Origin of the sequence: Burkholderia sp. MSMB1072 (assembly GCF_001524725.1) — a bacterium.
Lineage (GTDB): Bacteria > Pseudomonadota > Gammaproteobacteria > Burkholderiales > Burkholderiaceae > Burkholderia.
The window spans coordinates 1-13,527 of the sequence record NZ_LOYC01000047.1 but is presented as its reverse complement, the minus strand read 5'-3'; the positions used below and the strand labels follow the sequence as shown (position 1 = coordinate 13,527).

The following is a 13,527-nucleotide window of genomic DNA, read 5'->3' as shown; positions in this document are numbered from 1 at the left end:
CAGCGGCGTGCGGCTCGTCGCACATTGAGCGCTCTACAAACCGGAGCTGGGGAACGGGAGAATTCGGATCTGGACATTCTCGACGTCGTGGCTTCGCTGCACCGCAGTCCTTCCAAGCTCGTCGGTTGTGCCGCTGATGACCGTGCCATCTCCACGCACAATCTCGTACGGATGGTTCGCAAGTGCTTCCCCGGTGATCTTGTTGTGCAGGATGTAGGGGTCGTTAAAGGCCGTCTTGGGCAAACTGTTCATGTGTTCTGCCACGGAGCTCGGGCCCTGACGGCTAAATGCCGCAGACTTAATGGTCCGCGCGCCACGCGTCCCGTCTTCGATTCCATCGGCGTTCAGGCGAATATAGGAGCCGCCGCACTTCAAGATGATCTCGGCCTTCGCTTCGATCGTCACTCGACCCTGATTACTCGTGACGGTGATATCTCGGTCCGCAAATAGTGACAGGGCATCCGATTGCGCTGCGATCTCGACCTTGCCTTTGGCCGCGAACAGCTTCATGCCGGCCTTCTGGACGAACAGGCTGATTTTCTCGACAGCAGCAGCGACAAGCGACTTGCCGGCGGCAACGCTCGTTGTCTCGCCGCTCATCAGCGTGAGTTGCCTGTCGGCGGAGAGTTGTGCGCTGCTTTGTGTCGAAACCGCGACGCCGGCCGGACTTGCGATCAGCACGACGGGCTTGCTGAAGCCGTTCGCTTCACCGGTGCCGCCGCCATCCGTGCGGCCTCCAGTTCCGGTCGGGCCAGTCAGCGGTTGGCGGGTGGCCGAGACAAAATCCTTAAGCGCTTTCTCGCCGTCCTCCAATGATTCCGCTTGGGCGGTAGTACTTGCGTTCGATAGGGACTCGATCAGCAGTTGGGATCGACTGAACTGGTCGGTCGGTTGATCAACCGCCAGCGGTTGCTCGTCGGCTGCCGGATGGCTGGACACGTACAGGCCTTGGCCGGCTCGAATAGCGCCGTAAGCGGTCGACTTGAGGTCGAATCCGTTACCTAGAAGAGCGCCGCGCGTGTTGTCTTTCTGTTGAATCAGATAGCCGAGGTGCAAATGCGAATCGTAGCTCGTCGAGTACAGATGCACGCGGCTCTGGCCAGTCGAGTCGTCCATCACCAACTGATTGAAGCCACCGCCGCCGTACTCCTTTGACCGAAAGCCGGAAAGGAGGCCGTTGGTATGCCAAACCGGCTTCGTAGCGCCGCCGTACATGCGCGAGATAATCACGGGGCGGTCACAATCTCCTTCCATGAAGCCAACGACGACCTCGTCGCCCTTGCGGAGAGGGTGGACGCCCCCGCGCATCGCGCCCGCATCCGGAAACGACGGTCTCACCCAGATCGATGCGCGCTCTGTGCGCTCATCACGACGGTTCCAAAAGAACCATACCTTTACTCGGTTGAGCTCGTCGGTATATACCTCTTCTTTCGCGGGTCCGGCGACGATTGCGCTCTGTAACTGCATCACTGGCTTGGCGTGCTCAAGGGGGCTGCGGTATGGAACATCGCGTCGTTGCGCTTCTACACTCACGTGATAGAAGCCCGCGCTTCCGTCGACGTGCACGACGGTTGCCCCCGTCCTAGCGTTGGCAAGCTCGCCGGCGAGGCTTTCGGCGACATCGGTAACGTCGTCCATTCCCGGAAGATTGTTGCGGATCAGCCAGTCGACACCGATCAGGACAAACTCCCGCTCTTCTTTTGGCCCGGCATCGTGAAGAGGGTGGCCCTGCAGCTCGAACCGGTAGCCCGCCATAGCGCAGCGCAACCCGCCAGATCCGTGGAATCGCTTCATCCGCGATCGACGTTCTTCGAGGCGGACCCTTGCTTGCGCTTCGCCATGGTCCGAATCCGACCAACCATAGGAACCGGGATATTCGTATATCTCGCCGTCGGTCGGCAAAGTGTTGTGGATGTCGGTGTCGCCTTGCACTTCGCGCGGAAGATCCGGACGCATATAGTCCGGCGAGCGACGCGTTAGCGAAGCACTTTCAATCTGTAGCTGCTCCTTCCACTGCATAAAGCCATCAGCCTCTTCACCAATAGCCGAGCGGCCGAACTGGACCGTGGCCTGCCGCAGTTCAGGCAGGGAATACGAGTCGTCGATCAATACCATCGAGTGGGCGCGACCATTCGGCGCCTGCTCGAAATAGAAGAAGGTGCCATTCTCCTCCAACGTTCGGTGTACGAAGTTAATATCGTACTCCCATTGAACGCGGTTGGAATAATTCGGCAAAGGGCGGCGCAACTCAAATCGAAATGAGCCGCGCGCTTGCGAGTGCTCGTTGAAGACGTCCGCGAGAATCTCGTCGCCCTTTTTCTCTTGCCAGTCACGCATATCGCGTCGCAACCGGAGAAAATACAACCATGACGAGAAGCGTAGGCGGAAATAGGTTAGCGAACCATCCGCACCGGTCCGGCTGAATTGGTGTACGTAACCATGAATCGGCATGTACGCACCATTGGACTGCTGGATCCAGAGCGTGATCCCCTTTCCGATCAGCGCGTCTAGTTTAATCTGGGAACCGCGCGCCGATACTGTATCCACGATGAACTCGTAGTCTCGCCCGAGTCGAGACGATCCCTTGACGTACAGTGGCAGTAGCCAGTCCACACCAAGCGGCGTATCGAGCTTGACGAGGCGATTGTACTGTGCGTCCCCGAGACGCAAGGCTTGGTATAACGTGCTGTGGCCCATACTGCATGCCCTTTTGGTTTTTGGATGGGGCGGTGGTTACCTCGCGCAAACGCGACAGCGACGTCGAGCGCTTGCGCCCATGCGATTATCGCAATAATCGCGATAATGTAGTACCCCTGCCTATACATCAAATGCCCCGTAGCGGCCGACAGTTTACGTCGAATATGACAAAACCCTAACAGCCACAAAAATATCTCGAATCTTTACTCTAATCCTCGCTCGGATATCGCACCGTATCCGAGCGAATTGGATGACGGTGCGCGGCAAATATCAAATCATAGTGATGATAGCGGATTTACCGCCAACGCCCCTTAAAAATTGTTAAATCCTTCGGAGTCGGCTGTCACTCATTGCCGGCGCGCGCAGCAGCTTGTCTGTAAGCAGTGGTCTTCTGCGCGATGCGGCTCATATGCGCACGCTGAATGTGCTACTAAATCGAGCAACCGATGTTGGGCACGGTGTGTTGGCACCACTCTAAAACGCTTTTCAGGAGACCCGGTAGCTACTCGCGTTGCGCTTGACTGGGCCATCGAGCGAGATGGAACACCGTGTACCGGTCGGCGAGTGCGCTAGTCGATACGTCGTTGAGTGTGGGTTGCCCGACATGCCACTCCCGCTGCACGAAATCTGGCCACAAGCCTTGCCCAATCATTAACGGCCGCCCAAAAAACGCAACGCCTCCAAACGCCCCGGCTTTTGTCAAAACCAAATATCCAGTCCAGTTTCCGGCAGTTTTAGTCTTGTTTCTTTATAGTTTTGGGCGGGCGGCGCAGCCGCCCCCGTTCGGACAGTGGGTTTTACATGAGTAGACTGAGTGCTTGGTTGTAGTCGGCGAGTAAGATTGAACCTGTCCACACCTTTAAGCAAGCATGACCCTGTTCAAGTTACAGTGGCGGCCGCTTCAGCTTCACCCAGCGCTGCACCGACGCCCGCTCCCACTGCGCACGAGCGTAGTCGGCAAGGCGCTGCGGCACCGGATCCCCATTCAGCACCAGACGGTTCAGCATCACCGCCTGATCGACGTCGGCAATGCTCCATTCGCCGCACAGGTTCGCCGCGCCCGGCGCGAGCAGCTTGTCGGCAGCCGCGAACGGCTTCTGCGCGGCGGCCTGCGCGAGACTCGACAGCGGCTCGCTTGACGGCCCGTAGAACAGCACTTCGGTCGACCGTTCCGTGCGGATCGGCATCAGGTCGCTGTGCAGCCACGCCTGCACCTGCCGCGCCCGCACACGCTGGCGAGGCTCCGCCGGATAAAGCCGCGTGCCCGGAAATGTTTCGTCGAGATACTCGGTGATCGCCGACGACTCCGACAGCGCAAAATCGTCGTGCACGAGCGTCGGCACGCGTTGTGTCAGCGACGTCGCCGCATAGTCGGGCGCGAAATGCGCGCGGTTGCCGAGATCGAGGGTCACCAGTTCGTAAGGCAGCGATTTTTCCTCGAGTGCGACGAACACCGACATCGCGTAAGGGCTCGTGTATTGCGCATCCGCGTAGAGACGAAGATTACCGGTTGCACTGCTGGGTCCTTGTGGGTGCGGAGATCGGCGACTACGGGTTCGCGCGCCGACGGGCTACGGGTGGGCCATTGCGGAGCGTATTCGACAGATTAGCAGCGGCGGGAAAGGTGTCGTTGGGTGTTTTGTTTGCGCTGCCGCTGCGCGATCATTCGGTGGCCGGCCAACGGTACCCGATTACTTCATGCAACGGGTACGCAAGCTCGCGAACCTCTTCCAATTGATTGCCGCCGAACAGATGCACATGTTCGGCGTCGTGACGCAGGTAGAAACCGACGTGCCCTTTCCAGCTCGCCGGATCATCGCGCGTCAGGATCGCGATGCAGCCGTAGACCGGGCGCTCCAGCGGTTTGCCCCATTCGAGCCACGAGCGCGCCAACGCCGAGCCTGTACCGCGGAATCCGGCGTGCACCATGCACCAGTTCACGAACGACGAGCACCAGGAGATTTTGTCGTCGTAGCCGACCAGGTTCGTCTGGTTGTTGTACTCGACGATGCGCGGGTTGATGCTGCCCGGCGGATGGCGGCGAATGCCGAGTTCGGCCAGCGCGACGGGCATCCAGGGCGGGTGGGCGTCGGCGGCTTTCACTTTGCTCTCAGGGTTCGATAGGGTCACGTCGTTCTCGGGCACGTGTCGGTGTCGTTTCACGCAATCTTCGCACGAATAGAACGAATCCACAGCGCCCTTTGCAGGGTGCGATTTTCGTCGAGCGCGCCCGTATCATGTCGGCAGCGCCATCGACTCCGCCAACCGCCATGCGCATCACGCCTCTGCCGCCCCTTCAGTGCCTCATCGCGTTCGAAGCCGCCGTGCGGCACGCGAGTTTCACGAAAGCCGCCGCCGAACTGCACCTGACCCAAAGCGCGATCAGCCGCCAGATCCAGCAGCTCGAGGAATTCCTCGGCCGCTCGCTGTTCGTTCGCGAACACCGTTCGCTGCGGCTGACGATCGCCGGCGAGCAATACGCGGCGCAAGTCCACCATCTGCTCACGCAATGCGCGCAAGCCACGCACGACGTGATGAAACCGTACGGCGATCTCGAACTGACGATCGCGTGCTCGTCCGGCGTCGCGCTGCTCTGGCTCACACCGCGGCTGCCGCACTTTCGCGCCACGTATCCCAACATCAAGCTGCGCCTGATCGTGCGCGACGGCCTTGCCTCGATGTCGCCCGCGGAATTCGACGTGGGCGTCTACTACGTGCGCCAGCAAGCGCCGGCCGAATACACCGCACGCCGTCTGTTCGACGAAGAAGTGTTCCCCGTCTGCGCGCCCGGCTATCTGGCCGGCCGCACGCTCGACGCGGCCGATCTCGCGAACGAAACGCTGCTGCGCCTCGAAGACGGCCAGCGCCAATGGATGTCGTGGTCCGAATGGTTCGACTTGAACGACGTCGACCGGCAGAAGGCGCAGCCGCAGGACATCACGATCAACTCCTATCCGCAGATCGTGCAGATGACGATTCTCGGTCAGGGCGTGTCGCTCGGCTGGCGCTACATGATCGACGCATGCATCGACGCCGGCCTGCTCGTGCGCGTGACGGACGCGTCCGCGAGCCACGGCGGCGGCTATTACGTGATCTCGCCGAACGACCGCGCGCAGAACCAGGCCGCCCGCCTGTTCACCCGCTGGCTGTTCGAACAGGCGGAGCAGCAGATCGCGTCCTGAATACCGGGCGCGACGCATGCGTGCAGCGCATGCCTGCATGCGAATCTTTCGTTTCAGAAAAAAATCCGGCGTTCCTTAGCATGGGATTCGTGCGGGGCAGCCGTCCCGTCTTCTGACCAAGGAAGAGACCATGCAAGGAACGCTTTCTCCGCGCGCCGCGCCTGCCGTCGATGCGGCGGTGCAACAGCGCCGCCGCGCCATCGTCGCGACCGTGATCGGCAACGGTCTCGAATGGTTCGACTTCACCGTCTACAGCTTCTTCGCGGTGATCATCGCGAAGCTGTTCTTCCCGACCGGCAACGAACTGACGTCCGTGCTGCTCACCGTCGCGACGTTCGGCGTGGGCTTCTTCATGCGGCCGGTGGGCGGCATCGTGCTCGGCGTCTATGCCGACAAGGCAGGCCGCAAGGCCGCGCTGTCGCTGACGATCCTGCTGATGGCGGCCGGCACCGCGCTGATCGGGATCGCGCCCACCTACGAACAGGCCGGCATCGCCGCGCCGCTGTTGATCGTCGTCGCGCGATTGCTCCAAGGCTTCTCGGCCGGCGGCGAGATGGGCGGCGCCACCGCGTTCCTCACCGAATACGCGCCGCCGGAGAAGCGCGCGTATTACTCGAGCTGGATCCAGTCGAGCATCGGCTTCGCGGTGCTGCTCGGTGCGGCGACCGGCACGTTCGTCACGACCTCGCTCGACACGCAGGCGCTGCATAGCTGGGGCTGGCGGCTGCCCTTCCTGCTCGGAATCATCGTCGGGCCGGTCGGTTACTTCATTCGCAGCCATATCGACGAGACACCCGCGTTCAGCGCCGTCGAATCGCAAGCGAAGGAAAGCTCGCCGCTGAAGGAAGTGCTGCACACGTATCCACGCGAGACGTTCGCGAGTTTCTCGATGGTCATCCTGTGGACCGTCTGCACCTACGTGCTGCTGTTCTACATGCCGACCTATTCCGTGCGCACGCTGCATCTGCCGCAATCGATCGGCTTCACGGCCGGCATGGTCGGCGGGCTGATGATCATGTGCTGCTCGCCGATCGTCGGGCGACTCGCCGACGCGTGGGGACGGCGCGTGTTCCTGTCCGGCTCGGCGCTCGCGATCCTCGTGCTGGCGTGGCCGATGTTCTCATGGATCAACCATGCGCCCGGGTTCGCGTCGTTGATCGTGTTCCAGGCCGTGTTCGGCGTGCTGATTGCGAGCTATACGGGGCCGATCCTCGCGGCGTTCGCGGAGCTGTTTCCGACCAAGGTGCTGTCGACCGGGTTATCCGTTGCGTACAACTTCGCGGTGACGATCTTCGGCGGGTTCGCGCCGTTCCTGATCACGTGGCTCATCGCGCGCACCGGCAGCAACATGGCGCCCGCGTTCTACGTGATGCTCGCGGCGGCCGTCAGCTTCGTCGGCACGCGCTTCGTGAGGGATGCGAAGCGTGCGGCCGCAACGAATCGATAAGGATTTTTTCCCATGACCATTACCGTGCTTCAAGGCGGCAACATGCTCGACCTCGAACGAGGCGTGTTGCTCGAACATCATCATGTCGTGATCGAAGGCGAGCGGATCGTCGAAGTCACCGATCGGCCGGTGGATTTGCCGAATGCGCAGGTGATCGACGTGCGTGGCAAGACCGTGATGCCGGGGTTCATCGATTGCCATGTGCATGTGCTGGCGTCGAATGCGAACCTGGGCGCGAATGCGACGCAGCCGAATATTCTCGCGGCGATTCGATCGCTGCCGATTCTCGATGCGATGTTGTCGCGGGGGTTTACCAGCGTGCGGGATGCCGGGGGCGCGGATTGGAGCCTGATGCAGGCGGTCGAGACGGGGCTGATTCCGGGGCCGCGGATTTTTCCGTCGGGGAAGGCGTTGTCGCAGACCGGCGGACATGGGGATTTTCGGCCTCGGGGGGATTTGCTGGAGCCTTGTTCGTGTTGCTTTCGGACGGGGGAGATTGCGCGGGTGGTCGACGGCGTTGAAGGTGTGCGGCTCGCGGTGCGTGAAGAAATTCAGAAAGGCGCGACGCAGATCAAGATCATGGCTTCTGGTGGCGTAGCTTCGCCGACTGATCCGATTGCGAATACGCAGTATTCGGAGGACGAGATTCGGGCGATCGTCGACGAGGCCGAAGCTGCGAATACTTATGTGATGGCCCATGCGTATACGGGGCGGGCGATTGCGCGGGCCGTAAGATGCGGCGTGCGGACGATCGAGCACGGGAATCTCGTGGATGAAGCGGCTGCGATGCTCATGCATGAGCGGGGGGCGTTCGTGGTGCCGACGCTGGTGACTTATGACGCGCTGGCTCAACATGGGGCTGAGTTCGGGATGCCGGCGGACTCCATCGCGAAAGTGGCTTCTGTGCAGCAGAAAGGACGTGAATCGCTTGAGATCTATGCAAAGGCAGGCGTGAAGATGGGGTTCGGGTCGGATCTGCTCGGCGAGATGCATGCGTTTCAGTGCGGGGAGTTTCGGATTCGGGCGGAGGTGCTTGGGAATCTGGAAGCGCTCAGGTCGGCGACGACCGTGGCGGCGGAGATCGTCAATATGACGGGAGCGCTTGGGGTGGTTGCGGTGGGGGCGATCGCGGACCTCGTCGTGCTCGATGGGAATCCGCTCGAGGATATCGGGGTCGTGGCTGATGAATTGGCGCGGATCGAGTATGTGTTGCAGCGGGGAGCGGTTGTGAAGCGGCGGGCTGGCGCGCGGTGATGTGAGGCCGTTCGTTCGGCTATTTCTGCAGGCGCGGTGCGGCCTTCCGGGCCTTGCGTCGTGACAGTTGTTGAAAGTCGCCGGACGTGTGAATCGCGACGTTCGCGGCAATGGCCGGGGCTGTGTCGCCCCGGCGGTCAATCGCATTCGAGAAACGCCTGCGTTCCACTCGCTAGAGCCACGTCAAGCGACCCTTGCAGGCGTTATAGCGGCGGCGGTACCCAATCAGGATCGTGGTATGGCTGCTCTCGCAGCGCCAACTGACCGTAGTCCGGCGTGATCGTGATCGTCCGATTGGCATCGCAGACCCTCAGGTACACACGGTCGCCCGGCTTGAATCCGAAGATCTTGAAATTGATATCGATCGCCTTCATCCACGGCAGGTACGGCCTGCCTCGCTTGGGAAGGTCCGGGTAGTTGCGAAGGACCAGCTCAAACGTCTTCTGCATGTTGACGGGTTTGTTCTTTCTACGACGTGGCTTAGTATTGGTGTCAGCCATTTCCGACTCCTGTATTGAGTTGGTGGTGGTCAGCGGGTCGTATGGGTTGCCGCCCATGCGGCCCGCGCTTTTTTGTTGCCTCGGGTTTTCCTTTCTTTCTCCCCTCTTCGCTGAGCCTTGGTGGCAAGATCGATTTTTCGACCATCGGTGCGGAGGGGGGCCGCGGTCAATTCCCGACGGTGAGAAGCAAGGCTTCGTGACCAGTGTAGTCGGGCTGGTATCTCTGAATTAAGGAATTGAGGGGGATTGGCCGTTAGGCATACGTGTGTGCGCAACACAAGACGAACGCTGCGAATTCGTCAGGTTACGTTGCTGCATGTTCATCGAGATCGCTAAAAAACGCAGCAGATAGAGTTGACCGTTACTGACCCGTTGGCCCTTGGGCGCCTCCTTCATCAGTGGTGGCTTTGCGATATACAGCAGCCGGTCCGGTCGCCGGCGCGCCATAGCGAATACAACCGGAGAGTAACTCGGATGCCCTCCCAATCCTGCCAACAGCGATTTCGTTAATGGAGCGCCGCCTATAGTATGATATATTTTCCTCAATGCCAGTGATTCTATGGTGAGGCAGGTCAGGCTCAGATGAGCTATAGTGCATAAATCAAATAAATTATGGTCGGGGCCATGGCTACCTTTGAGATAGAAGAAATACGCCGACGGATCAGTGACTTTTTAGATCGTGGCAAGAATGATGATGATGTGATCGCCTTATTGCATCACGGCATTAATTTTTGCGCAATAGAATGCGAACTTGTTGACTACAAGGAATCTTCTTTTGGCGATGCCATCGCACTAGCCAAAGGAATTAAGCATATTGTTGCACTCCACAATACCTTCGGAGGCTATTTAATAGTGGGAGTTTCCGAAGTAACATCCGATCAATTTTTTGAGATGAAGGGATTTGATTCATCCCAGCTCGACATAAAGCAAGTAAAAGATAAAATATTTAGCTATACGGGATCCCATATCAACATCTCTGTCCATCGCTTCACGGTGGAGGGGTGTGACGGATTCTCAATATATGTGCCAAAGCGGGTACCGGGCGCCAAACCGGTAGCATTTGGGAAGAACGGCCCAGCAATAGAGAAGAAAGGTCTCATATTTGAATCGGGCGATGTGGTCTTCAGGTCGGGGGACAATACGCGCATGGCGCGCGGCGACGAGTTCGAGTTTTTGTACAGCCCTCGGCAAAATCCTTACGTTGATTCGACTCGCCTCTTCGATATGTTTAGTGAGGTTTCGAACCCACTTCCTCACAATCTCCCAGACAGGAATTTCATTTGCCCCAAGTTTGTCGGGAGAATCGACGTTTTGAGGAAGCTATGGACATGGCTATCCGATCAATTCTCGTATGCAAAAGTCCTTGCTGGCGAAGGCGGACTGGGAAAAACGTCAATTGCTTACGAATTTTGCGAAAGGATATGCCGCGTCTCGCCTCCCAACATAGAGCGTGTTACGTGGGTAACTGCTAAGAAGCAGCAATTCTCGGGGGATAAAAATGATTTCATCGGTGTCCCCGAAACCCACTACAGCAATTATAAAGAGCTGTTGGTTGTTCTTTGTCGAGAATGCGCCATTCGTGAAGAAGAAATCGATGGGGCAGACGAAAGATTGCTGCAATCGTTTCTTCGGGAAGCGATTGCTATTGTGCCGACATTGTTTGTCATCGATGACGTAGACTCGCTGTCGTTAAATGACCAGAAGCGGGTTATGGAACTCGCTTGGCAGCTTGGAAGTCAAGGCTCCCGATTTCTACTGACTACCCGGCGCAATCTCTCATTCTCCACGGACTTAACAATCGAGCTGGAAGGGCTTGCGGGGCAAGAATTTCTTGACTATGTCGCAACTCTCCGAGAGCGATACAAGGGTCCTGAGCTGAAAGAACCGGAAATTCGGTCCTTGAGAGACACTACCAAAGGATCACCTCTTTTTGTCGAATCACTGTATCGATTAGTGCGACGCGGAGTTCCATTCTATTCCGCAATTAAGGAATGGAAAGACAAATCCGGAAATGAAGCTCGCGCAGCAGCATTGAAGCGCGAAATCGAAGCGCTACCGGAAGAGGCTAGACGCGTTCTGTTCGCCGCGTCAATCTTAAGAAATTGCTCACGCACAGAGTTGGAAGAGGCAACGAGTTATACTGGCGAAACCATTAGCGATTCATTAGACGAACTGTCCTCACTATTTCTTGTATATGCGCCACCGATTTCAACAGAACCCCGATTTGAGGTTTCCAACGCTACACAAAGCGTTATACAAACCATAAAAACGACTCTTGTTCCTGATCACGTTAAATTCGAGGCACATGTTCGCTCGCTTCGCCGACACGATGCGGAGATTAAAACTCAGAGGAACAATCAGATCGTGGCTGCAGCGATCAATGAGGCGCTTGCGTTCTTACGAGCGTCAGACGTTGCCAGCGCGTTAAAAACAGTAGTCGCCGCTCAGCGTAAAACCCGTTACCACGCTGACTTGTACGTACTGCAAGCACGCTGCTTTATCTCTACGCTTCCCAAACGGGCGAGTGAAGCACGTGTGGCTGCACGCAAAGCCTATCATGGCGGAAACCGGAAACCACTTCTGTTCGGTCTGTGGTATGACGCGGAAATGTCATTGAAACACTGGGTCGGGGCTGCGGACGTCTGTGATTTGGCATTATCTAACTCAATACAGCCTAGTGATGATTGGCAGTTCAAACGAGCGGCTGCGAATTTTCAGTTAGGAAGCCAGCAGCAAACTGCAAGGTCTCCGGAGCTGGCGCTTCGATCGTTTTCTCGAGCGGCAGATGATATTTGGACGGCGATAAGTACCGCGTCAATCGATAGGAAAAATCCATCGAATGCGGAAATTCTCCATGCCACGCATGATGCAATTTTTTCGACAATTGAATCGTCCGATGGAGAAGATGCAATTCCCGCACTACTTGATGAAGTATTGCTCGCGATCAAACGAGGCGACCATCGCTGGCGAGTTTTCGACCGCCTTGCTAAGACTTGGTCAACTTTATATAAGTCTCAGAATCGTCGGCAGGGACGTAATATGGAGCTGCGAAATTTGCTTCGTGACCGGGCGGCGTTGGTTGACCGTGCGTTCGAGGAAGTACAGGCGTCAAGCAACGGAGCAGGACCTTTCATTAAACTTTTCGCTCCTATAAAGGAGAGCATCAGGGAGGCAGCTGCCTAACCTCCACGAAAACTCCTTTCTTGTATCATATGACAATTGGCGATCTTAGTTGATGTGATTTACTTGAAGTTGTATAACAACAAGGGGCGTTGCATCGATGGGTTGAATCCACAAGGTTCAGAAGCCGTCTGAAGACGGCTAATCGATCGTTGCGGCAGCACCCATCGAGCGAGTCCGCGCTTACGGTGATTTCACATGGCCCGAGATAAGCAGACTCACGAGGCGATTAATTGATGAGCCACATTAAGTGCGGCTGCTTCTATAGATAGAATCCACCAACCGGCTTCCTGCGCCGACGACCTTTGCCAGAACTTTCAGTTGTTCTTGGCATGCAAGAACTTGAGATGGGTTGGGGTAGTTCAGCGAATGATCAACCTCACCCCAAATCTCCTCAAACAATGTCCTCACTTGAATTTCACAGCAAAATGGCGAATCTTCTCGCGGCCTTACTACATAATGCACACTCGTATAGTGACTAGCCTTGATTTCAACAGGTATTTGAAGAGATTCAAAAAAAACGCGAGACTCTGGATCCCAAGTGTAAGCTTTCGGAACCTCGTACAAGACCCAGTCCTTTTGAATATACAGCTTATCTCGAATTAGTTGATTTATGACTCTAAACTGATCTTGATAAAGATGAAGAACACGAACCCCCGCCAAGTCAGTTATCCGAGAGAATAGATTTTCTTTTGTTATAACACCATCCACCATCTTTCTTTTAATTTTTTCTTCCAGGTGCTCTCTATTTTTTATTCTCGATTTAACTGAATGAACAATCGGAAGCGGCGGAGCAGTGAGGGCTTCGTGACGTTCAAACCAGCTATGAACACCATGCATGAAGATGGATAAATCATGCTTGGTCTGATCGAAATGCTCAAGAATCGACTGCAGCTCTTTTTTCTTCATGGCAAGCCACCGACAATTCAAGAATTCAACGACTTCATTCTCAGCAGCAAGGCCTTGGCGAACATTTCGTAGTCCGCCTTGGTATCCTCGTATGCACGCCGATTTCCTCCGATAGTATTTGCATCCGCCGAATCAAGGCCTTTTAGTTTTGGTATTTTCCAGATCGGAGCGTGGTATTTTTGCGCCATGTTCGGAAGAGTGTTATGTGTGTGCATAACTGCGGTCTCGCCAACCGGCTGAGACAATTCTTCTAACGATAGGTGTTCTCGGATCTCGGGGCGCACGAACTCCTCAATCGCTCCTGGTATTTGCATTGCATAATTGTAATGCGCCGTAGCCAAATTCCATGGCTTCGTGG

General features: G+C 56.9%; 8 protein-coding genes and 2 pseudogenes. 4 read left to right on the top strand and 6 right to left on the bottom strand.

The window, feature by feature from the left end; genetic code table 11:
* Positions 1 to 33 precede the first annotated feature (33 nt).
* The 3 genes and pseudogenes from WS89_RS23150 to WS89_RS23140 all read right to left on the bottom strand — a co-directional run bounded on the left by WS89_RS23150 (position 34) and on the right by WS89_RS23140 (position 4,770).
* The gene (locus tag WS89_RS23150; RefSeq protein WP_059793766.1) at positions 34 to 2,697 is read right to left on the bottom strand and encodes a type VI secretion system Vgr family protein; all 2,664 of its coding nucleotides are present in this window, start codon (positions 2,695 to 2,697) and stop codon (positions 34 to 36) included.
* Positions 2,698 to 3,581: 884 nt separating this feature from the next.
* Positions 3,582 to 4,199: pseudogene (yfcF, locus tag WS89_RS23145) on the bottom strand (glutathione transferase); the annotation flags it as partial.
* A 160-nt stretch (positions 4,200 to 4,359) separates the two neighbouring features.
* Entirely contained in the window at positions 4,360 to 4,770 is a 411-nt protein-coding gene (locus WS89_RS23140; protein WP_059501399.1) for a TIGR02594 family protein, read from the bottom strand.
* Between the two features lie 197 nt (positions 4,771 to 4,967).
* Between WS89_RS23140 and WS89_RS23135 the strand changes: the two genes are divergently transcribed.
* The 3 genes from WS89_RS23135 (at position 4,968) to WS89_RS23125 (ending at position 8,580) form a co-directional block, all read left to right on the top strand.
* Entirely contained in the window at positions 4,968 to 5,879 is a 912-nt protein-coding gene (locus WS89_RS23135) for a LysR substrate-binding domain-containing protein (protein ID WP_059793762.1), read from the top strand.
* 130 nt (positions 5,880 to 6,009) lie between these two features.
* On the top strand, positions 6,010 to 7,326 hold the full coding sequence (locus tag WS89_RS23130; protein WP_059793760.1) for an MFS transporter: 1,317 nt from the start codon (positions 6,010 to 6,012) through the stop codon (positions 7,324 to 7,326).
* 12 nt (positions 7,327 to 7,338) lie between these two features.
* Positions 7,339 to 8,580, top strand: a complete 1,242-nt coding sequence (locus tag WS89_RS23125) for a metal-dependent hydrolase family protein (protein WP_059793758.1) — start codon at positions 7,339 to 7,341, stop codon at positions 8,578 to 8,580.
* Between the two features lie 203 nt (positions 8,581 to 8,783).
* Here the strand turns inward: WS89_RS23125 and WS89_RS23120 are convergent, their stop codons facing one another.
* Positions 8,784 to 9,080: a hypothetical protein gene (locus tag WS89_RS23120; RefSeq protein WP_059793954.1), complete on the bottom strand. Its 297-nt coding sequence runs from the start codon at positions 9,078 to 9,080 to the stop codon at positions 8,784 to 8,786.
* A gap of 624 nt (positions 9,081 to 9,704) precedes the next feature.
* Between WS89_RS23120 and WS89_RS33045 the strand changes: the two genes are divergently transcribed.
* Positions 9,705 to 12,263, top strand: coding sequence for an ATP-binding protein (locus WS89_RS33045; RefSeq protein WP_179949884.1), 2,559 nt, complete (start codon positions 9,705 to 9,707; stop codon positions 12,261 to 12,263).
* A gap of 243 nt (positions 12,264 to 12,506) precedes the next feature.
* Here the strand turns inward: WS89_RS33045 and WS89_RS33040 are convergent, their stop codons facing one another.
* Positions 12,507 to 13,169, bottom strand: coding sequence for a RelA/SpoT domain-containing protein (locus tag WS89_RS33040; protein WP_082741951.1), 663 nt, complete (start codon positions 13,167 to 13,169; stop codon positions 12,507 to 12,509).
* A 17-nt stretch (positions 13,170 to 13,186) separates the two neighbouring features.
* Positions 13,187 to 13,527: pseudogene (locus WS89_RS34295) on the bottom strand (ParA family protein); the annotation flags it as partial.